Origin of the sequence: Sphingobium sp. C100, from assembly GCF_000508185.1 — a bacterium.
In the GTDB taxonomy this organism is placed as follows: Bacteria; Pseudomonadota; Alphaproteobacteria; order Sphingomonadales; family Sphingomonadaceae; genus Sphingobium.
This window is the reverse complement of record NZ_AYOY01000001.1, coordinates 91,144-110,882: the sequence shown is the minus strand read 5'-3', so window position 1 is coordinate 110,882 and position 19,739 is coordinate 91,144. Positions and strand designations below refer to the sequence as shown.

Sequence of the window (19,739 nt, the reverse complement as noted above, 5' to 3'; positions counted from 1 at the left end):
CAGCCAGGCAGTGAAGCTTACTGGAGAAGCCACCCCGCGAGCGGCCAAGAGCGCGTCGATGAGCCCCCCTTTTCCGCCCGCTAGCGCCGGATCGTCACCTCGCAATAGCTCGGCTCATATTTGATGAGACGCCCATGGCACTTCGTCTTCTCCGCCGCGATCAGGGTGGAACCTGATCCGCCAAATGGATCGAGCACGATCTCACCCCGCTTCGAGGTGCTCCTGATCGCATCCATCACCATAGTCACTGGCTTAACCTTAGCGAACAATCAGATAGTTTGAGCGGCCTTCATGGATTCTACGTCCTCAACGCCAACACCGATGCACTTAAGAACCTCTATGTTGTGCTCGCCCAGTAGAGGAGGTCTTTGAATCTCCATGTTGGCATTACCGACATGTACTGGAGGACACGCAAGCGAAACGCCATCTGTTTCAGGAAAGGCGACCTTCCGCAGATATGTTTCCGAGAGACCCAACGCGCCACCTACCACCTCCCCCGGCGTCAGGATTGGGCTGGCACCAATATTATGCGAGACGATCGACAGCAGGCACTCTTCGCGCGTCTTGTCGGCCGCCCATTCCGCCATGATTGCGCTCAGGGCAGCGCCGTTGCGGCCGCGCTGGATGTCGTCGACGAAACGGGAATCATCAAGCAAGTCCAGACGATCCACCATCTTCGCCCAGCGTCGGAACATGCCCTGTCCGATCACCTGCATGATGAACCAGCCGTCGCGAGCTGCGAATATGTCGGACGGCCCTGCAATCGGACTTCTATTCGCAATGGGCAGGCGAATGTTGGTCCCTGCTTCATGCTCGATGAGGACCGGGTTCATGATGTTGAGCGCGGTCCCGGCCAGCGTTGCCTCGACCTGCCCGCCCTCGCCGGTCTTCATGCGCCGTATAATAGCCGCCAAAGTCCCGAAAGCGGCAGAAATCGCAGTCGAATAATCGACATAGGAAGTGGCAGAGCGATAGGGCTTACCCGGTTCCCCAGTTAAGTAGACAGCGCCGCTGATGGCCTGCCCCACCCCGTCGAATCCGACCGCTTCCGCCAACGAGCTGTTGCTGTCGAACGCGCTGATCGTCGTCAGGATGACGTCAGGCTTGATGGTCCTGAGCGTTTCATAGTCTAGCCGGAAATGATGCAGCGCCCCTATGGAAAAGTTGGCTACCACGACATCAGCTGTCGCGACCAACCTGTGCGCGAGCGCCCTTCCCTCCGGCTTGCCAATGTCGAGGGTAAGCGATTTCTTGCCGCGGTTGGCCTGAAGGAACATCGCCCCTTCGCCAGTCGATGTGGCAGGCATCAGATATCGGTCATCGCCACCGCCAGGCGGCTCGATACGTATCACTTCCGCACCCAGATCGGCCAGCATCGCCGCGCAAAAAGGCCCGGCGATATATCGCCCGAAATCCAACACCCGCACGCCCTCCAATATACCTGCCACCAGATGCTCCATTTTTTCTAACTGTTGACCGATAGAATATTTTTTCTTAGCTTACAACTATGAGAGCCTGTGCAGTCCTCTTTGCAGGGGACACCGCCCCAATCGAACAGTGGTAGGAGCGGGCGAGAGGCCGCAGCCTCACGAACAGGAGAAGGATCGATGCCGACCGAAATTATATCATCCGCTGCCCCCGTCAGCCCCGCGCACCCCGCGGCGCTCAACTGGGTCGCCTCCGGGCCGAAGCGGCTCTGGATCGACGGTCAGTGGCAGGAGGCAACGAGCGGACGGCAGATTGAGTCGATCAACCCGGAAACCGAAACGACTCTGACCAGCATCGCCGACGCGAACGCCTCGGATATCGACCGAGCCGTGACCGCCGCGCGCCGCGCATTCGAATCGCCCGCCTGGAGCAGCATAACCCCGCATCAGCGCACCTTTTTCCTTCTGAAGATCGCCGACATTGTGGAGGCGCATGGGGAGGAGTTGGCGACCATCGAAACCCTCGATAACGGTATGCCGCTCTGGTATAGCACTGCCAGCGTCCGCGCGGTCGTGGAGCAGTTTCGCTATTATGCCGGCTGGCCGACCAAGATTTTCGGGTCAACCAATCCCAGTGCGCCGAATATCCTGAATTACACACTGCGCGAACCGGTAGGCGTGTGCGGTCAGATCGTGGCGTGGAACGTGCCGCTGGTCATGTCCGCCATGAAGATCGCGACCGCCCTCGCCTGCGGCAACACCGTCGTTCTAAAACCCGCCGAACTCGCCTCGCTCAGCACATTGCGGTTGGCCGAACTGATCGAACAGACCGATCTGCCGCCGGGCGTCGTCAACATCGTGACGGGCCTCGGTTCCGGCGCGGGCTCCGCTATCGCGGCCCATCCCGGCATCGACAAAATCGCTTTCACCGGCTCCACCGCCGTCGGTAAGCAGATCATGCGCGCGGCGGCGGACAATATGAAGAAAGTGACGCTGGAACTGGGCGGTAAATCCCCCAACATCATCTTCCCCGACGCCGACATCGACCAAGCGCTGGACTTTGCAGTGCGCAGTTTCTGCGGCAATTCGGGGCAGGTCTGCTCGGCCAGCACCCGCGTCCTGGTGCATCAGGATATGCACGACGAAATCGCCGCGCGCGTGGCGACGATGGCCGCGAGCTACAAGGTCGGATCGCCCTTCGCCGCCGATACCAAGCTGGGGCCGCTGGTGTCCGCGATCCAACGCGACCGGGTGATGGGCTATGTCGAGGCCGGGAAACGGGGCGGCGCCACGCTGAACTTCGGCGGCGAGCGCGTCGGCAGTCAAGGCTATTTCGTTCAGCCCACCGTCTTCAGCAATGTGGACAACAGCATGACGATCGGCCGCGAGGAAATTTTCGGCCCTGTCGTCAGCATCATTCCGTTCCGCGACGAGGAAGACGCCATTCGCAAGGCGAACGATACCACCTACGGTCTGGCGGGCGCGGTATGGACGCGCGATATCAGCCGCGCGCATCGCGTGGTGCGGGCGATGAAGGCCGGGCGTGTCTGGATCAACAGCTATGGCGACGCCGATCCGGTCATGGCCTTTGGCGGCTACAAACAATCGGGCTTAGGCCGCGAATATGGCCAGGAATCGATTGAGGCCTATACGCAGGTGAAGTCGGTCTGGGCGCGGCTTTGACAAATAGGTGGCAGAGGCTCCTGTAAGAACGGGAGCCTGATCAATCCCCCAGAGGCGGCGCTTCCGGGACCAGCGAGAAATGATGGGCGCGAATGCGCGTCTTGCCTTCGCCCCAATCCAGCAACCAGGTTGTGCGGAGACGCGATTGCGTCCGACGATTGCCGGCCAGGTTGAAGTCGAACGTGCAGAAACCCTGCGCCAACAGCGATGTAGCCCCGGTTTCCACTATCTGCTGCTCGAACAGCTCGACCGAAGCTGACAGAATTACTCCGGCATAGCTGTCGAAATAGGCCCGGATCGCTGCCGCGCCCACACTATGATCGGGGCGGCCGCCAAACAGCAGCGCATCATCGGCATAGAGTGCCGCCAGCGCCGCAGGGTTCCAATCGTGAGCCGCTTCTCTCCACGCGGCTGCCACGGCGTAAAGTCGTTCGCTCACATATGGCCCCGGCTGCGCACGCTGCCATAAAGGTTGAGATACCAGAGCAGCAATTCCCGATGGCTGCCGATCCCCAGCCGGTCATAGAGCCGCTTACGATAGGTTACGACTGTCTCGCGACCGATGGCGAGATCGGCGGCAACGCCATCGGTCGACTGCCCATACAGATAGCGCGCGCAGACGGCCGCTTCGCGCGGCGGCAGTGCTTCGGGCGCCAGTGCGATGCAGCGTTCGATATCCGGCAGATGCGTCAGCGCGCGAGAAAGCTGGCGGTCGCGGTTGACGGTCGCCCAATGCTTGGCGACCAAGGGAAAGGCCAGTTGCGCCATCCATTCGACCTGCGCGCGCTGGTCGCTGCCGAAGGGGCCCCGCTCGACCGAACGCAACATGCTGATGCCGATCACATCGTCCGCCGCACGCCCGCACACCATGATCCGGTCGCGCAGGTGCATCCGGCCATATAAGGTGCTGCGCAGGCGATCGGACGACGCCTGCATCATGTCGGTCTGATAGAGACGCGGCGCCAGCGATGCTTCGTCGCACATCTTCCCCATCGCGCTGTCGAAACGCCACCATCGTCCTGCTGCATAGGCCTTGGCGATGGAGGCGGCGCTGTCGCTGCCGTCGCTGCTCAAGGCTGAGCGGACATGGGGCTCATACTTATCGACGTTAAAGAGATAGAGCTGGTCGGCTCCGCAAATACCCTCGACAAAGCCGGCTAGTTTTCGCTCGAAATCGGGATCACCTATGGCCGTCACCAGATGGCCGAAACCGTCCAGCGGCGTGGCTTGCGCCGGCAGCGGAGCAGCCTTGAGCCGTGTGGAATGGAGATCGCTGATCATGCGCCGGCCTCCTCGATCCGCTGTCCTTATTGGCCGGGATCATATCGCATCCCGGCCGGGCTATATTATTTTTCTGTTTAACGTTCAAATTTCAGGCCGCCTGTTCAAGCGAACTTTTCTTGATCATCAGGCCGGTGCGGCGCAGGCTGACTACCATTTCGCCACGCTGGTTATGGCCGCGCGTCTCGAACTCCACGATGCCAGTATCGGGGCGAGACTTGGACTCCCGCCGGCTGACCACCTCCGTCTCGACATAGATGGTGTCGCCGATGAAGACGGGCTTGGGAAATTTAATGTCCGAAAATCCCAAATTCCCAAGCGTCGTCCCCAGCGTCGTGTCGCCGGCGGTCACGCCGCAGGCAAGCGCGAGGGTGAACAGACTGTTGACCAGCCTTTTGCCGTAGATGGTCGTCTTGCAATATTCATCGTCCATGTGCAGCCAGGCACAATTATAGGTCAGCGCGCTGAACATGAGATTGTCGGCTTCGGTCACGGTGCGGGTGATCGCGTGCTTGAAGATGGTGCCCGGCTCCAGTTCCTCATAATATTTGCCGGTCGCCAGTTCCCGATAGTTCACGGTCATGGAATCTCTCCTGATAAGATGGTTCAGGCCAGCGCGTCGGCCAGCGCGATGATGTCCTGCGCGGTCTTCACATGCGCGATGTCGATATGCTCGCCATCATAGACGACCGACGCGCGCCCGGCGGCTTGCGCGGTTTCCAGTGCTTCGATCATGCCGCGATAATAGGCGACCTCTTCGGGTGAAGGGCTGTAGACTTCGTTGATGATCGGCACGTTCGACGGATGCAGCGCCAGTTCGCCGTCCATGCCCAGCGCCCGGTCCTTGAGCGAGGAGGCGCGTAGACCCTCCAGGTCGCGAATCTGCTGCCAAACGCCGCCGATCGGACGCTTCCCTGCCGCACGCGCTGCCATCACGATGCGTGACTTGAGGTACAGCGTCTCGCGTCCTTCCGGCGACCAGACGGTGTTGAGAGCACGGGCGACATCCGCATTCTTGGCGGTCGCGCCGACGATGGCGGTGACGCGCGGCACGCTAGCGATCTTGAAGGCGTCCTGCAAAGCCTTGGCCGTTTCCAGTAGCGGAATGAGGCCCAGCGAACCAAGCGCCACGCCATTGCGCGCTTCTGCCTCGGTAATCATCGAGGACGCGGTCACGACGTCCTCATAGCCATTGGGCTTGGAGATATAGATGCCCTCGACCCCCGATCGCACCACCGCGAGCAGATCGTCCAGGTCATAAAGATGCGGACTGCGGTTGATGCGGACATAGACGCGCTGGCCCTGTTCGAGCAGCCAGTCGATCTTGCTTGCGACCAGCCCGCGCGCGTCCAGCTTGTCCGCGGGCGGCACACTGTCCTCCAGATCCAGAATCAGCGCGTCCGCGCCGGCCCCGGCCGCTTTCTCGATCATGCTCTCCTTATTGCCGGGAACGAACATGAAGGAACGCGTAGGCTTGAGTGTCATCTTCTTCTCTCCCGACCTTAATAGCTTTTCGGCAGGCCAAGCTTGCGCTCGGCGATGTTGCTGAGGATGAGCTGCGGGCTGACAGGCGCGATATAGGGAACCCAGATTTCGCGCAGGAAGCGCTCGACATGATATTCCTTGGCATAGCCGAAGCCGCCATGGGTCAGGATCGCGGTCTGGCACGCCTTCATGCCCGCCTGCGAAGCCAGCAGCTTGGCCGCATTGGCCTCTGTGCCGCAGGGCAGCCCCTGATCGAGCAGGCTCGCGGCCGCCATCACCATATGGTTGGCCGCCTCCAGTTCCGCCCAGCTCTGCGCGAGGGGATGCTGGATGCCCTGATTCTGACCGATTGGCCGGTCGAAAACGACGCGATCCTTGGCATATTGGGTGGCAAGCCGGATCGCTGCCTGTCCGATGCCGATGGCTTCCGACGCAACCAGGCAGCGTTCGGCGTTCATGCCGTGGAAAATATATTCCAGGCCCTTGCCCTCTTCACCGATGCGATCCTCCACGGGAACGGGCAAATTGTCGATGAACAGTTCGTTGGTGTCGACCGCCTTGCGGCCCATTTTCTCAATCTCGCGGATCTGGACATAATCGCGATTGAGTTTCGTGTAGAAGAGGCTGAGGCCTTCGGTGCGCTTCTTGACCTGCTCGATCGGCGTCGTGCGCGCCAGGATCAGCATATGTTCGGCGACCTGAGCGGTCGAAATCCAGACCTTCTTGCCCGAGATATAATAGGTGTCGCCGTTACGTTCCGCCTTCACTTTGAGCTTGGTAGTGTTGAGGCCTGTGTCCGGTTCCGTCACCGCGAAGCAGGCCTTCGTTTCCCCGCGAGCAAAGGGCGGCAGGATACGCTTCTTCTGTTCCTCGGTGCCGAACAGGACGACCGGGTGCAGGCCGAAGATATTCATGTGGATAGCCGACGCCGCCGCCAGCGCGCCACCGCCCGCCGCGACTGTACGCAGGAACAAGGCGGCTTCGGTGATGCCGAGGCCAGCGCCGCCATATTCCTCCGGCATGGCGATGCCCAGCCAGCCACCGCGTGCGACTTCCTGGAAGTATTCCTCCGGAAATCCGCCTTTCAGTTCGCGCTCGAGCCAATAGTCGAGACCATATTTAGAGCAAATCCGCTCCGCCGCCTCGACGATCGCCTGCTGTTGCTCATTGAGGGTGTAATCCATTCCGCCTGCTCCTCTCAGGTTCGACTCGACCCCGAACCATTCGATAATTTCAAACGGTTGTTAGATTGATTTTTCAAATCCGTCAACGATAGCCCTTGATTTCCCGCGGAGGCGATTGCAGCTAAAGGGAGGCACGATAGGTCCGCCGCACACAGGTCGCGCGGGCAGGTGGAAAGGGACGGAAGTGGCGGAGAGCAAAGCGGAACCCCAGGAGCAGGCCCAAAAAAAAGGGCCGAAAAAGGGAGATGTGACGCGGGCGGCGATCCTGGCTTCGGCAGCGCGGCGCTTTGCGGAAATGGGCTATGCTGATTGTTCCCTGCGCGACATTGCCGGGCTGACCGGCCTGAAGGCGGGCAGCGTCTATTATCATTTCCCATCCAAGGAAGTGCTGCTCGACGAAGTACTGATGGCCGGCATAGAACGGCTGACCAAGGCGGTTACGCATCAGATCGCTGCATTGGGCGACAGGGCGAGCGCTACGGATCAGATGCGCGCCATGATCCACGCGCACGTCACCTGCTTCCTCGACGTTCGTGACGACGCCAACACTTATTTGCGTATCTATGATCATCTGCCGCCGGTCATGAAGCGGCGCACCCGTTCCAACCGTCTCGATTATGCCCAGCTCTGGTTCGACACCTTCGATCGCGGCGTCAAGGAAGGCGAGTTTTCGGCCGCTATCGACCGGATAACCTTCATTTCCTTCCTTCTCGACTCGATGAACGGCGTGATCGAATGGTTTCGCCCCTCGCGCATGACGATCGATGGCGTTTGCGCGATGATCGACAGCACCGTTCTCCAGGGCATATTGACCGACGAAGCGCGGGCCGCCAGCCGATCCAGGCGACGTGATCCGGGGCGGTGAGACCGGCTCGGACAAAATCAATCCGTGATTTTCTAACAAATGGCCGATAATATTGTAAGAGCAGCTCCGGCGTCTATGCTTTGCGGTAAACGGCGTGCCGACTGCCGCCTCACCCCTTTCCGTGGAGAGATTTGTCATGCCAGGGCCACTTGCTGGATTGAAAGTTATCGAGATCGCCGGACTGGGACCGACGCCGTCCTGCGGCATGTTGCTTGGCGACATGGGCGCGGACGTGATCCGGGTTGACCGCGTCGCCAAGGCCGATCTGGGCATTGAGATACCGGCCCGCTTCAACCTACGCGATCGGAACAAGCGGTCTGTGGCCATCGACCTCAAACAGCCCGATGGCGTCGAAGCGTTGCTGAAACTTATCAAACATGCCGATATCTTGATCGAAGGGTTCCGGCCTGGCGTCGCCGAACGTCTGGGCTTCGGGCCGCAAGCCTGCTTCCAGCAGCGGCCTTCCCTGGTCTACGGGCGCGCGACGGGCTGGGGACAGGACGGGCCGCTTGCCCAGTGCGCCGGGCATGACATCAACTATGTCGCGCTGACCGGTGCGCTCGACATGATCGGGCCACGCGATAGCGATCCCGTGGTGCCCCTCAACTTACTAGGCGATTATGCGGGCGGCGCGGCCTATCTGGCTTTCGGGCTGATGTGCGCCGTCTTCGAGGCCCGGCAATCCGGCAAAGGGCAGGTGGTCGACGGAGCGATCGTCGATGGCGTGACGGGACTGCTCACCATGTTCCATACCATGCGCCAGTCCGGCGAGCTGGTACCGGAACGCGGCGCCAATCTGCTCGACGGTGGTGCGCCTTTCTACACCACCTACCCCGCCAAGGACGGCAAACATGTCGCGGTGGGTGCGCTGGAAAGCCGTTTCTACGCCGCGCTTGTAGAACGGATGGGGCTGGACGCCGCAGCGCTGCCCGATCGTAACGACAGGTCCAACTGGCCGGCGTTGCGCGCTCTGTTCGCTTCAATCTTCGCGCAGCGCAGCCGCGACGCATGGGCCGCGCATTTCGCGGATTGCCCGGATGCCTGTTTTTCGCCGGTGCTGTCGCTGGCAGAAGCGAACAGCCATCCGCACAATCAGGCGCGCGGGATGCTGGCGGCGTTTGACGGGCTCGATCATCCCCTGCCCGCCCCGCGCCTGTCGCGTACGCCCGGCGCCATCACCGGCCCGCCGCCCCAGCCGGGTGCGCAGACGCGCGCGATCCTGAGCGAATGGGGATTCGAGCCCGCCACCATCGAGGATGGCATCAGGCAGGGCGTATTCCTCGATGCCACGCACAGCCGGCCCGCCTGACGGGCGGACCGGCGCCCAGCGTCAGAATCGGTAGAAGCGCGACGCATTGCCGCTCAACATCGCGTCCTGCTCATCCTGGGAATAGGGCGCGATGATCCGGCGATAATCGTCGACCAGATCCTTCAATGTCCCGCCGTAGAGCGAGTCCACCGGCCAGTTCGACCCAAAGAAGCAACGATTGCAGCCGAAAGTCTCAATCACCGTTTCGACGGTGTCCTTCACCGACTGGTAGGTCCAATGATGGTCGGTCATATGGACGCCGGAAATCTTGCAATAGATATTGTCATATTGCCCGAGCCGCCGCATCGCCCCCCGCCAGGCGGCAAGGCCTTCGGGATCGCGCTTCATCGGCATACCGCAATGGCCGACGACGATCCGCGCCGTTGGGAAAGCCCCCGCCAGGGCGCTTACTCCCGTCAGATTTTCCCAGGCAAAAGGGTCTTCGAAACACAGGTCGCGATCGACCAGTAACTTGAATCCCGCCCGCAACGACGGCGAATCCGCCCCTCCCGCCCCCCACAGCATCCTGATACCGCGAAAGCCCGCATTTTCGCCCTGCCGGTCCAGCGTGGCGGCGACCTCGGGCGCATCCAGTGCTGCATGGCCGACAATCGCGATGGGAATGTCCCCCCGATCCGCCAGACTCTGAATCCAGGCGGATTCCATCGCCGGGTCTGATCCGAAGGCCGCCTCCGCATGGACGATCTTGGTGACGCGGCTGGGCAAGGCTTCCGCCAGATAATCGTCCAGCGTGTAATCGTTCAGCGTAATAGGCCTATAATCGCCCAATATGCCCGTCCATGGCTCCCCAATCGTCTCCAGCCAGCTATAGGTCAGCGCCTTGCGGTTGAAGAAATGGACATGGGTATCGACCCATCCGCTGCTTGTGCCTGCCATTGGCCCTCTCCCGTTATCGGACGCTCCTTCAGCGCCCTCGGCTTCATGCTAAAACCGCACGGCACCTGAAACAGACCCCCTCGGAGGGGACACACGGCCCGGCGTCACATGCGTAACGTGGCTCATCGACAGGCGGAGCGCCGCCCGCAAGGCAATATCAGGAGACGGATGTGAAAGGTGTGATATTCAAGGGCAATTGCGAGCTGGAACTGGTCGATTTCCCCGATCCGCGGCCTGGCACGAACGACGTCATCGTCGAGATCAGGGCATCAGGCATGTGTGGCAGCGACCTGAGATTCTACCGGCCGCCCTCCGGCGCGGCGCTGGCGGCCATGGGCTTCAAGAGCATGGCCCAACTGGGACTAGACGACAGCCAGGGCGTCATCGCGGGCCACGAACCGGCAGGCATCATCGCCGCTGTCGGTTCCAATGTCGATGAGCGCCATTTCCGTGTCGGCGATCGGGTCATGGTCTATCATTATGACGGCTGCCACGTCTGCGACCATTGCCGCACCGGCTGGACGCAGATGTGCGATGAGGGTGCCTTCATCTTCGGCGCGACCCGTCATGGCGGCCATGCCCACTATATGAAGGCACCCGCCAGCGCCGTACTGCATCTGCCCGAAGAACTCAGCTTTGCTGCGGGCGCGGCGATTTCCTGCGGCACAGGCACGGCCTATGGTGCACTCGTGCGGCTGGACCTCAGCGCACGCGATACGCTGGCGGTCGTCGGCCTCGGTCCGGTCGGCCAGGCGGCAGTGCAACTCGCCGCCGCGATGGGCGTCCGCGTGATCGGCGTCGATATCTCGTCCGAACGGGCCGCGCTGGCGAAGGATTTCGGCGCCGCCGAAACGGTCGACGCCAGCCGGGACGACCCGATCGAGGCGATCATGCAATTTTCCGGCGGCAAGGGCGTGTCGCGCGCGCTGGATGCGTCTTGCACACTGCCCGGACGTCAGGCGGCGGTGCGGGGCACGGGTAAATGGGGCCGGGTCGCGCTGGTCGGCGAAGGCGGCGAACTTCAGGTGGAGGTGAGTCGCGACATTCTGCGCAAGCAGTTGACGATCTTTGGTTCCTACACCTTCTCCAATGTCTGGCAGGCCGATTGCGCCCGCTTCATCGCGGATCATGGCGTCGACGTGGACCGCATTTTCACCAACCGCTGGCGGCTGGAGCAGGCAGAAGCCGCCTATGTCGAATTCAACAAGCAGGCCGCGGGCAAGAGCGTGATCGAGTTCTGATCGAAAGAGTGCCGCCCGGCGGCGGCACTCTTCCCCCCTTATCTCAGTCCAGCGCCTCGGCCATCGTCTTGGCCCGAGTCCATTTGTCGACCTGCTCCAGCGAATGACGGATCAGAATTTCGCTTTCGTGGAGATAGACGAAAGACTTGGCGCCCGATTCCATGCCTTTCTGTGTGCTTTCGATATTGGCGAGGTCTTCGAGAAAGGTGTCAGTGATAGTTGCGGTGAAATGTTCAAGCTGCAATCTTTCGCGCACCGTCGTCGCCTTGGGCTGATAGAAACGTGCTTCCCAGCTCGACTGGCTGCGGTTGCGCGGCCAGAATTCATGCGTCCAGAAACGGCTGGCCGAAATCTGGATATGCCAGTTGGGGAATATCCAGTTGACGTCGCTCGACCAGTCCTTGCGCTTGGGATGATTGACCATCGGATGTTCGGCCAGCGGGTTGACCTCGCCCTCCTTCTGCGTACCCGTAACCGTCTGGTTCGCCGGATAGAGCCAGCGCACCACCTTCCAGTTTGCCGGCGGCTGGTAGCCGATGTTCAGCCAGCCCGCGACCGAGCGATGCGCGCCATAGGCCCCGGCGTCGAGCGGACGACTGCAAGGGTTGTCCTTGCCCGCGTAGACCGGCGCCAATGTCTTGGGATGGATCGACTGGATATGATAGAATTCGCTGAAATTGTCAGCAAGACATTTCCAGTTCGCGTTGATCTCCCCGGACAAGATCAGGCAATTGTCGGCATGGGGATAGGGAATATCGGCGAATTCCGTGCCGAACGATCCAAGAAATTCCATCAGGCCGACTTCGGGCCTGGGCTGAAAATTGATGAAGATCCACCCGTCCCATATGTCGCAGGCGACCGGGGTCAGGCCGCATTTCTTCTTGTCGAAATCGAAAAAGCCGCTCTCGTCAGGCACGCCGATCAGTTCGCCCGTATTCTTGTAGGTCCAGCCATGGTAGCGGCAGGCAAAGCGGTTCGCCTTGCCCTCTGGCTCCAGCACAACATGATTGCCCCGATGGGAGCAGACATTATGGAAGGCGCGGACCTGCCCGTCCTTGGCGCGGGTGATGATGATCGACGCGCTCAGGATCGCGATGTCCTTAACGAAAAACTGGCCCGGCTCCACGATCCGTTCTTCCCGCCCGACCATCAGCCAGGCACGGCGGAAGATGCGCTCGCGCTCCAGCTCATATTGGTTGGGATCGGTGTAGAGGCTCGCTGGCATCGGGCCGGTCGATACGCCGACCAGATCGGCAAGGGTGGGCTGCAACTGGCTCATCTCGTTCATAATGTCTCTCCCGAAATCCGATCAGCCGAAGGGCTGGAGGCCGGCACCGATCTTGAGTGTGTGGGGCCAGGGCGAATATGGCACGCGCGACGCTTGATGCAGTTCCACCGCAATCGCGGCCTGCATCAGCGCCAACAGCAGCCGGAATAGGCAAGCGGCGTCATCGGGCATGTCGTGAAGCGGATAGCGTTCGACATGCACTGTGGCCTCCTCCATCCGGGGCGTCATCGCGTCGTAGAAGCGGACAATATCCTGATAGTCTGCACCCGACCGGCGCATCCAGCGGTCATGCGAGGTCGGAACGTCCCAATAGTCGACAAACTCCTCGAACGCCTCGAAACCCTGCGGCAATCTGCCCATTCTACGCTCCTCTCGTTCCGGGCCGTCGCTCAGGCGAACGGCCTCTGGTTGACGAGAAGGCTAGGAAGTCGGGTCGGCGCGGCCAATCCCTATGATGGGGGAACGACCGGGTCAGGATGCGGTAGCAAGATTCCCCGCACCGCCCACATATTGGCGCAGATACCAGAGCAGCAACTCGTGATGGCAACCGATGCCGAGCCGCCCGTAGAGCCGCTTTCGATGGGTATGGATCGTTTCCGTCCCGATACCAAGGTCGCTGGCGATGCAACTGGCGCTCAGGCCATAAAGAAAGCGCGCCGCGACTTGGATTTCGCGCTGCGACAGCCCAACTTCGGTCACCGACAGATTCTGTTCGATGAGCGCCAGCGACGTCAGCGATTCGACCAGCCTGCGGCTCTGACTCACCATTTCCAGATGCTTGGAGACGATGGGGAATATCTCCGAAAAAGCAAGATTCATGCCCGAAAGATGATCTTTCGACGTCAGGTCGCGCGGCGCGGAGCGCATGATGCTGAAACCGACCACCCCCATCGGCGTCTTGCCGCAGACCATCAGCCGCTCGATCAGTTTCTGGCTGTGGTAGAAGTCCCGCAACTCGCTGGTGGGCGCCTGCCGCGCCTCCAAACGATATAGGGTGGGTTGTTCGCAGTCGAGGCTGCTGCCCTCGTTCATGTCGCGGTCGCCGCGCCAAAGGCTGCGCCGCATATAGGTTTGCGCCAGGTCTTGCGCGCTGCCCTTGCCATCGAGGCTGAGACCGCATGCGATGTCGGGCCTGCCGTCGGACAGTATGAAGAAATGCAGGGAATCGACGCCGCATATTTCATTGAGAAACGGCAAAAGGCGCTGCTGAAGGTCATTGCGGCCAATGGATTCGAACAGGCTGGCATAGACGGGGCGCGGCAGGCTGCTCCCCAGATCACGGGCCTGGTCGGGACATAGGGGGACGGTCCATCCCATCGGCTACCCTCTCGAAATCTTCTTGATATCGAACCAATCTAGGCGCTTTTCCGGCCGATGTCACGCAAGGAAGGGCCGCAACCGCGACCCTTCCCCTGCATCGATCATGGCGGATTCAACGAAAGCTATAGCTCAACGTCAAGCCATAGGTCGCTGGACGTCCGGCGAAGCGCGATACGGTATCATAACCCGATACGACGTTGCTCCAATAATATTCGTTGCCGATATTCTTGCCCCACAGGAAGGCGCGCCAACGCTTGCCTGCGTCCTCGATCCCGATCTGGGCGTCGGCTACGACGTAGCCCCGAATGCAATAGACGCAGCCCGCATTGGTCGCATTGATTGTCGATGGGTTCTCGCCGCCGCCCAGGGTTGCAATGGTTGACGACCGCAGATTCACCGTTCCACCCACGAACAAGTTGATAGTCGAGGTGAGCGGTTGGCTATAATTGGCGCTGACCGAAATCTGATGCTTCGGTGTGTAGGGGATCGGCGTTCCGGCGAAGTCAATGCCGGTGTCGCCGCCCGCATTGGTCCCGATGAAGCGGTCGATCTTTGCATCCAGATAAGTGTAGGCTGCGTTCACGACCAGATGATCCGATGGACGCGCGGTGAACTCCAGCTCGAAGCCTTTGATCGATGATTTGGGGATGTTGCGCAGCACATCGAGCTGACCGAAGGTCGGATCGTTCAGCTTGGTGCGGAGCTGCTTGCCCTTATAGTCATAATAGAAGCCCGCCAAATTGAACTGTAGCAGGCGATCGATCAACGTCGCCTTCAGGCCTGCTTCATAAGCCAGAACCGATTCCTGCCGCGCCGGGACATATTGGTTCAGCGTCGAACCGGTTATCGAGGGGAAACTGCCTGCCTTATAGCCCTTCGATACATTGACGTAGAGTAGGACGTCGGGCGTCGCCTTGTAATCGACACCGACCCGCCAGGAGATATTATCCTCCTTCAGCGTGTTCTGATAGGCCCCGATCGCGCCAAAGGGCAAATAATCGACCGCCGGAACGAACTGACCATTGGCGAGCGCTTCGGAGTCCACGTTGATCGCGACGCACTCGCCCGGAATATAGGGCTGGAACGGAATGCCCTGGAATTGCGCACCGAAAAATTTGAGGACATTGCCGATGTTGTAGGGCGCCTGCGGATCGGTCTGGCAGATATTCGCCTTGTTCCGCGCATTGGTGTAGCGGATGCCGCCCTTCAGTGTCAGGTTTTCGATCACATCATATTCTACATTGCCAAAAAAGGCGTAATTGCGCATCGTTTGGCGATTGGTGATCGTATCGACGCTAAGTGGGAAGCCGAAAAGCTGGCCGAAACCAATCGTCGCAGACGAGGCGGAATAGTCGATATTGACTTCCTGAAAGACCTTGTCCCACTCATAATTGGCACCGATGACGAAGCGCAACGGGTTATGCGGGTCATTGGCGAAGCGCAATTCCTGGAAGAAGGTCTGAATATCGCCCACTGTCAACGGCACGTCGAGGGCATTGAGCGGCAGACCATCGGAATCATTGCCCTGACGCTGGTTGAACTTGGTATAGGCGCTAAGCGCAGTGATGGTGCCGAAATCCCCGACATCAAGATCGGTCCGCAACGATGCCTGGATCATGTCATTATCGGCGAAAGGCACCTTGCCCGGCCCATAGAGGCTGGACGACAGCGACCAGTCCGCCGCCCGCGGATCGTTGGCGGAGAAGGGCGATGCGACCACCGCCGGATTGCGGAACTGACCCGGCGGGCTGGACAAATTTTCATTCTGGAATTGCAGCGCGATATGCTGCCCCGCCTGAGTCTCGCTCTTGTCCTTCCAGCCATTGACGTTGAGCAGGAAGCGGAGCGAGGACGACGGCTCCCACGCAAGCTGGAATCGGCCCATATAATTTTCGACCTTGCCATTCCTGTCACCCGGCCGGCTGGCACTGCGCTGCCAGCCATCGGCAAATTCGGCACGTCCTGCGATGCGTGCCTTCAACCCCTCGGCAAGGGGGCCGCTTACATAGCCCTCCACATCAACCTGGTTGAAGCGGCCATAGGTCAGCGAGGCGCCGGCCTCGAAACTGCTAGTCGGCTTGGCGGCGATATAATTGATCGCACCGCCGGTCGCATTCTGACCGAAAAGCGTACCCTGCGGCCCCTTGAGCACTTCTAGCCGTTCGAGGTCGAAGGTCGAATGCGCCGTCAGCACCGGAAAGGAAAGCGGGATTTCATCGACATAGATACTGACCGACGGATAGGCGCCGATCGAGGTTTCGTAGAAGCCCACGCCGCGCAGCGTGTAAACCGGCGTGCCATTGGGCGCTGCCGCGTAGGACAGGCTGGGCACGCGCGCCGCGACATCGGACAGGGATGTCAAATTCTGCTGCTTCAGCATCTCACCGCCGACCACCGCCGCCGTAACGCCGACATCATTTAGATTCTGCACGCGCTTGTTCGCGGTCACGACGATTTCCGCGATCCCGCTATTGTTGGCAGCATCGCCAGCGGCGGCGGCGGTCTGAGCCGCGGCAACACCGGTCCAGGCGAAGGCGATCAGCGCCGCGCCCGAGGCGTAGTGATGATTGCGATATGTCATATATATATATATCCTCTCCCTCCCGTCCCCTCGACCAAGCCAAGCAGTCCGGCGTCATTGCCAGCCGCGGCCGCGAGGGGATTTCGTTGCTCAGCAGCTTCCCCAAGGAAACCGCTTCTCCCAAATTCGATCAGTTGACCGTTAGTTTTTTTATCAAAAAAATATCGACCCGATCAGGCATCCAGATTGAGCATCACGGTCTTGATTTCTGTAAATTCCTCGATCGTCGCCCAGCCGCCCTCGCGGCCGAGGCCGGAGCGCTTGATCCCGCCCGCCGGCGAATTGGGCATCACCGAATAGCCGTTGATGCCCACCGACCCCGTCCGCATCGCCTTTGCAACCCGAAAGGCCCGGCTGAGATCGGTGGTATAGATGCCGCCCGACAGTCCATAGTCGCTGTCATTCGCCATATGGATGGCATCGCTCTCCTCCTCGAAGGGGATGACGCAGAGTATCGGCCCGAAAATCTCCTCCTGCGCGATCCGCATTCGGTTATCGACATCAACGAACAAGGCGGGGCTGACCCAATTGCCGCCCGCCAGATCGCCGCCGGGCTGATCGCCACCAAAGACAAGACGGGCGCCCTCTTCCTGCCCAATTGCGACATAGGACAGCACCCGCTCCAACTGGCGCTTTGAAATGATCGGGGCCGACGTCGTAGCCGGGTCGAAGGGATCACCGAACTTAACCTCTTGCACCTGTTCCTGCGCATAATGCACGAATTCATCGAGGATCGAGCGATGGACCAACGCCCGCGTCGGTGTCGAACAGACCTGCCCTGACAGGAAGGTCGAACATAGCCCCATCAGGTTACGCGCCGCCGTCCGCACATCGCGGGTGTCAGGGAAAACCAGAGCCGCGCTCTTGCCGCCCAGTTCCAGCGTCAGGCGCTTCATATTGCGGCCCGCAGTCGACATGATCTTCTCGCCCACCACCGGGCTGCCGGTGAAGCTGACCTTGTCGACGCCGGTATGGGTAGACAGCGCTTCGCCGGTCGCCGGGCCACCGGTCACGAGGTTGAAAACGCCGGGCGGCAAGTCCGACTGCGCTAATATGTCCGCCAGCCTCGCAATGGCGAGACCCGCCAGTTCGGACGGCTTCAACACCACCACATTCCCGCAGGCAAGCGCGGGCGCAACCTTCATCGCGAAGGTCATGACCGGCCCGTTCCACGGCGTGATCGCGGCTACGACACCCACCGCCTCGCGGAAGGTCATGTAGTGCATGTTGGTCGCGCCGCTATATTGCGGAAAAGTCTCGCCGGTGATCTTGTCGATCCAGCCGGCATAATGGTCGAACATGTCCGCCGCGACACGGCCCGAAACGCGGCCCGACAGGCTGAAGCTGATTGGCATTCCGTTGTCGAGCGTCTGGAGATGAGCAATCTCCTCCTCCGCCGCATAGATCGCCTCGACGATCGGCTGAAGGATGCGCTTGCGCTCGCGCGCCGCCAGATGCGGCCATGGTCCCTCATCGAAAGCCCGCCGCGCCGCCGCGACCGCTGCATCCACGCCGCTCCGCCCGGCTTCGGCGAAGCTGGTCACGACCTCATTGGTCGCGGGATGGATTTGGTCGTAGCGCCCTTCCCCACCGTCGCGCCATTGCCCGTCGATATAGAGTTGCCCCGGCTTGACGCCCAAACGATCCCGGATCGCCAATATGCGGCTTTTTCCGACCAGCGTCGCCATGTCTTCCACCCCCTTCATGCCACCGCCAGCGCGGCCGCGACCGGCGCGGGGCGTACAGCCTCCATCAAATGGCGCACATCGGCCAGCCGTTCGAGCGCCATCACCGCCTCGATGCAACGGTCGACATTCCGCGGCGGGATAACGCCATCGGCATTGTGGCGGAACTTCTCGACGATCTCCGCCACGCTAAGCGCAATGCCTGGCTCGGGCGCCTTGCTGCCGCGCGGATAGCGCCGCTCGCCCCGGAACATCTGGCCCCGCGCACGAATCTCGATGATGGCCGGACGGCTGGCCGCATGGCCCTCGATCAGCTTCACATAGTTGGGATGCACCTCATGGGACACGCGGTCCATCAGGCTCATCACGGACTCCCCGAAGACAAGGCTTTCATCCATCCATGCCTTGCCGGGTTTTACCCGATGCGCCGCGACCGCCAGACCATGGGCGATGCTGAACTGCGCGTCATGGACATGCTCGATCCGACGGTTAAGCCATACTGGCTGCTCGACGAAGCCCTCGACATAGGCCTTGATGCCTTCAATCTCCTGCGGCTGAATATCGTTCGTATCGAGTATCTCCGTCATCGCGTCGATCAGGGCATGAAGGATGCGGCAATGCGGATAGGGCTTGTAGGTCTGCTCCGCCGGGAAACGCCATTCAGCGCCTAGCGCATCGGCGATCGGCGCCGGCTCCCAGCGCGCGGTGCCTATGAAGCGCGGGAAGCCATAGTCCCGGTCATCCAGCACCTGAAGATCGCCGCGATGCCCCAGCTCGGCCATATGCGCGGCGGTGAAGGCCGCCTGTGTCAGCGATCCGGCGAGCAGATATTTGATGGTCGAACTGGGCGCATGTTGGAACCAGGCCGCCTGCGAGTTGACGGGCGCGATGCAGCCCGCAATGCCAAGACCATGGGCGATCCTGTCGATTGACGCCCCCTTGATCTTCATGATCGCGGCCGTCGCGCCGAAGATTGTGCTGCTATAGCCATAGACTTGCGGCGGGGACACTTTTCCGTCCCTTGTATCACGCAGATAATCCATCGCCTTGCCAAGCCGGTAGGAGATTTCATGGGACAGCGCCGTGGCCTCAACCAAGGTTGCGCCGCTCACGCCCTCCTGCTCTGCCATCGCAAGCGCGCCGGGCAGCACATAGGGGGAGACATGGCCGGGCGGCAGCACGGCGTCCATGTCGAGCGTATTAATCAGTTCGCCATTGGCGAAGGCGGCGCCGAAGACCGACACTTTCCGGTCGGTGCCGATGATCGTCGCCGGGCCGTCGTCGCCGCCGGTCATGCGGCCATAGTCGATCCCGGCCCGTCCCTTGGGCTGATCGACCGCCGCGAGCGCGCAGCCGATGGAATCGAGGATGATGAGCTTGCACTCCTCCACCACCTCCGACGGCAGAACGCTGATGGCGGTCCGGCCGGTAAAGTCCGCCAGTTGTTTGATGAGGGTGTCCATCCCAGTCTCTCCGTGCGCCCCTTTCCAGGG

Annotated in this window: 18 protein-coding genes; 4 read left to right on the top strand and 14 right to left on the bottom strand. The window is 61.0% G+C overall.

What is annotated here, in order from left to right:
- Positions 1-80: 80 nt before the first annotated feature.
- Together C100_RS47665 and C100_RS25995 are read right to left on the bottom strand one after the other, a co-directional pair.
- Complete coding sequence (locus C100_RS47665) at positions 81-269, bottom strand: DNA methyltransferase (protein WP_268746809.1); 189 nt, start codon at positions 267-269, stop codon at positions 81-83.
- A complete protein-coding gene (locus tag C100_RS25995; protein WP_024017931.1) occupies positions 270-1,460 on the bottom strand; it encodes a CaiB/BaiF CoA transferase family protein in 1,191 nt (396 codons plus the stop codon).
- 147 nt (positions 1,461-1,607) lie between these two features.
- Between C100_RS25995 and C100_RS25990 the strand changes: the two genes are divergently transcribed.
- Complete coding sequence (locus C100_RS25990; protein WP_024017930.1) at positions 1,608-3,110, top strand: aldehyde dehydrogenase family protein; 1,503 nt, start codon at positions 1,608-1,610, stop codon at positions 3,108-3,110.
- Positions 3,111-3,150: 40 nt separating this feature from the next.
- Here the strand turns inward: C100_RS25990 and C100_RS25985 are convergent, their stop codons facing one another.
- The 5 genes from C100_RS25985 to C100_RS25965 form a co-directional block, all read right to left on the bottom strand.
- Positions 3,151-3,549 (bottom strand): nuclear transport factor 2 family protein, encoded by a 399-nt coding sequence (locus C100_RS25985; RefSeq protein ID WP_024017929.1) that lies wholly within the window; start codon positions 3,547-3,549, stop codon positions 3,151-3,153.
- Positions 3,546-4,391 (bottom strand): helix-turn-helix transcriptional regulator, encoded by an 846-nt coding sequence (locus tag C100_RS25980; RefSeq protein WP_024017928.1) that lies wholly within the window; start codon positions 4,389-4,391, stop codon positions 3,546-3,548. Before C100_RS25980 ends, C100_RS25985 begins: the two co-directional genes overlap by 4 nt.
- A 91-nt stretch (positions 4,392-4,482) precedes the next feature.
- Positions 4,483-4,974 carry a MaoC family dehydratase gene (locus tag C100_RS25975; protein WP_024017927.1) on the bottom strand — a complete coding sequence of 164 codons (492 nt, stop codon included), beginning with the start codon at positions 4,972-4,974 and terminating at the stop codon, positions 4,483-4,485.
- A 23-nt stretch (positions 4,975-4,997) separates the two neighbouring features.
- Complete coding sequence (locus C100_RS25970; protein ID WP_024017926.1) at positions 4,998-5,876, bottom strand: HpcH/HpaI aldolase/citrate lyase family protein; 879 nt, start codon at positions 5,874-5,876, stop codon at positions 4,998-5,000.
- A gap of 17 nt (positions 5,877-5,893) precedes the next feature.
- Positions 5,894-7,060 carry an acyl-CoA dehydrogenase family protein gene (locus C100_RS25965; protein ID WP_024017925.1) on the bottom strand — a complete coding sequence of 389 codons (1,167 nt, stop codon included), beginning with the start codon at positions 7,058-7,060 and terminating at the stop codon, positions 5,894-5,896.
- 247 nt (positions 7,061-7,307) lie between these two features.
- Here C100_RS25965 and C100_RS47365 point away from each other — a divergent pair, with 247 nt between their 5' ends.
- Both C100_RS47365 and C100_RS25960 read left to right on the top strand, forming a co-directional pair.
- Positions 7,308-7,925, top strand: a complete 618-nt coding sequence (locus tag C100_RS47365; protein WP_152536389.1) for a TetR/AcrR family transcriptional regulator — start codon at positions 7,308-7,310, stop codon at positions 7,923-7,925.
- A gap of 136 nt (positions 7,926-8,061) precedes the next feature.
- Complete coding sequence (locus C100_RS25960) at positions 8,062-9,234, top strand: CaiB/BaiF CoA transferase family protein (protein ID WP_052028192.1); 1,173 nt, start codon at positions 8,062-8,064, stop codon at positions 9,232-9,234.
- Positions 9,235-9,255: 21 nt separating this feature from the next.
- Here the strand turns inward: C100_RS25960 and C100_RS25955 are convergent, their stop codons facing one another.
- The gene (locus C100_RS25955; RefSeq protein ID WP_024017922.1) at positions 9,256-10,131 is read right to left on the bottom strand and encodes an amidohydrolase family protein; all 876 of its coding nucleotides are present in this window, start codon (positions 10,129-10,131) and stop codon (positions 9,256-9,258) included.
- Between the two features lie 170 nt (positions 10,132-10,301).
- On the opposite strand from C100_RS25955, the gene C100_RS25950 reads away from it, so the two are divergent.
- Positions 10,302-11,372, top strand: coding sequence for a zinc-dependent alcohol dehydrogenase family protein (locus C100_RS25950; protein WP_024017921.1), 1,071 nt, complete (start codon positions 10,302-10,304; stop codon positions 11,370-11,372).
- A gap of 43 nt (positions 11,373-11,415) precedes the next feature.
- On the opposite strand, the gene C100_RS25945 is transcribed toward C100_RS25950, so the two are convergent.
- The 6 genes from C100_RS25945 to C100_RS25920 form a co-directional block, all read right to left on the bottom strand.
- Positions 11,416-12,660: an aromatic ring-hydroxylating oxygenase subunit alpha gene (locus C100_RS25945; protein ID WP_024017920.1), complete on the bottom strand. Its 1,245-nt coding sequence runs from the start codon at positions 12,658-12,660 to the stop codon at positions 11,416-11,418.
- 21 nt (positions 12,661-12,681) lie between these two features.
- Positions 12,682-13,020 carry a hypothetical protein gene (locus C100_RS25940; protein WP_024017919.1) on the bottom strand — a complete coding sequence of 113 codons (339 nt, stop codon included), beginning with the start codon at positions 13,018-13,020 and terminating at the stop codon, positions 12,682-12,684.
- A 111-nt stretch (positions 13,021-13,131) separates the two neighbouring features.
- Positions 13,132-13,977 carry a response regulator transcription factor gene (locus C100_RS25935; protein ID WP_024017918.1) on the bottom strand — a complete coding sequence of 282 codons (846 nt, stop codon included), beginning with the start codon at positions 13,975-13,977 and terminating at the stop codon, positions 13,132-13,134.
- A 115-nt stretch (positions 13,978-14,092) separates the two neighbouring features.
- Positions 14,093-16,561 (bottom strand): TonB-dependent receptor, encoded by a 2,469-nt coding sequence (locus C100_RS25930; RefSeq protein ID WP_024017917.1) that lies wholly within the window; start codon positions 16,559-16,561, stop codon positions 14,093-14,095.
- A gap of 173 nt (positions 16,562-16,734) precedes the next feature.
- Positions 16,735-18,267, bottom strand: a complete 1,533-nt coding sequence (locus tag C100_RS25925) for an aldehyde dehydrogenase family protein (protein WP_200866530.1) — start codon at positions 18,265-18,267, stop codon at positions 16,735-16,737.
- A complete protein-coding gene (locus C100_RS25920) occupies positions 18,264-19,709 on the bottom strand; it encodes an MmgE/PrpD family protein (protein WP_024017915.1) in 1,446 nt (481 codons plus the stop codon). The genes C100_RS25925 and C100_RS25920 overlap by 4 nt, the downstream gene beginning before the upstream one ends.
- Positions 19,710-19,739 lie beyond the last annotated feature (30 nt).

Excerpts from the sequence above, each read along its gene's own strand:
- C100_RS25965 (WP_024017925.1), bottom strand. The coding sequence starts at position 7,060 with ATGGATTACACCCTCAATGAGCAACAGCAGGCGATCGTCGAGGCGGCG.
- C100_RS25995 (WP_024017931.1), bottom strand. The coding sequence starts at position 1,460 with ATGGAGCATCTGGTGGCAGGTATATTGGAGGGCGTGCGGGTGTTGGAT.
- C100_RS25960 (WP_052028192.1), top strand. The coding sequence starts at position 8,062 with ATGCCAGGGCCACTTGCTGGATTGAAAGTTATCGAGATCGCCGGACTG.
- C100_RS25940 (WP_024017919.1), bottom strand. The coding sequence starts at position 13,020 with ATGGGCAGATTGCCGCAGGGTTTCGAGGCGTTCGAGGAGTTTGTCGAC.
- C100_RS25930 (WP_024017917.1), bottom strand. The coding sequence starts at position 16,561 with ATGACATATCGCAATCATCACTACGCCTCGGGCGCGGCGCTGATCGCC.
- C100_RS25975 (WP_024017927.1), bottom strand. The coding sequence starts at position 4,974 with ATGACCGTGAACTATCGGGAACTGGCGACCGGCAAATATTATGAGGAA.
- C100_RS25945 (WP_024017920.1), bottom strand. The coding sequence starts at position 12,660 with ATGAACGAGATGAGCCAGTTGCAGCCCACCCTTGCCGATCTGGTCGGC.
- C100_RS25955 (WP_024017922.1), bottom strand. The coding sequence starts at position 10,131 with ATGGCAGGCACAAGCAGCGGATGGGTCGATACCCATGTCCATTTCTTC.
- C100_RS25990 (WP_024017930.1), top strand. The coding sequence starts at position 1,608 with ATGCCGACCGAAATTATATCATCCGCTGCCCCCGTCAGCCCCGCGCAC.
- C100_RS25980 (WP_024017928.1), bottom strand. The coding sequence starts at position 4,391 with ATGATCAGCGATCTCCATTCCACACGGCTCAAGGCTGCTCCGCTGCCG.
- C100_RS25970 (WP_024017926.1), bottom strand. The coding sequence starts at position 5,876 with ATGACACTCAAGCCTACGCGTTCCTTCATGTTCGTTCCCGGCAATAAG.
- C100_RS25925 (WP_200866530.1), bottom strand. The coding sequence starts at position 18,267 with ATGAAGGGGGTGGAAGACATGGCGACGCTGGTCGGAAAAAGCCGCATA.
- C100_RS25920 (WP_024017915.1), bottom strand. The coding sequence starts at position 19,709 with ATGGACACCCTCATCAAACAACTGGCGGACTTTACCGGCCGGACCGCC.
- C100_RS25935 (WP_024017918.1), bottom strand. The coding sequence starts at position 13,977 with ATGGGATGGACCGTCCCCCTATGTCCCGACCAGGCCCGTGATCTGGGG.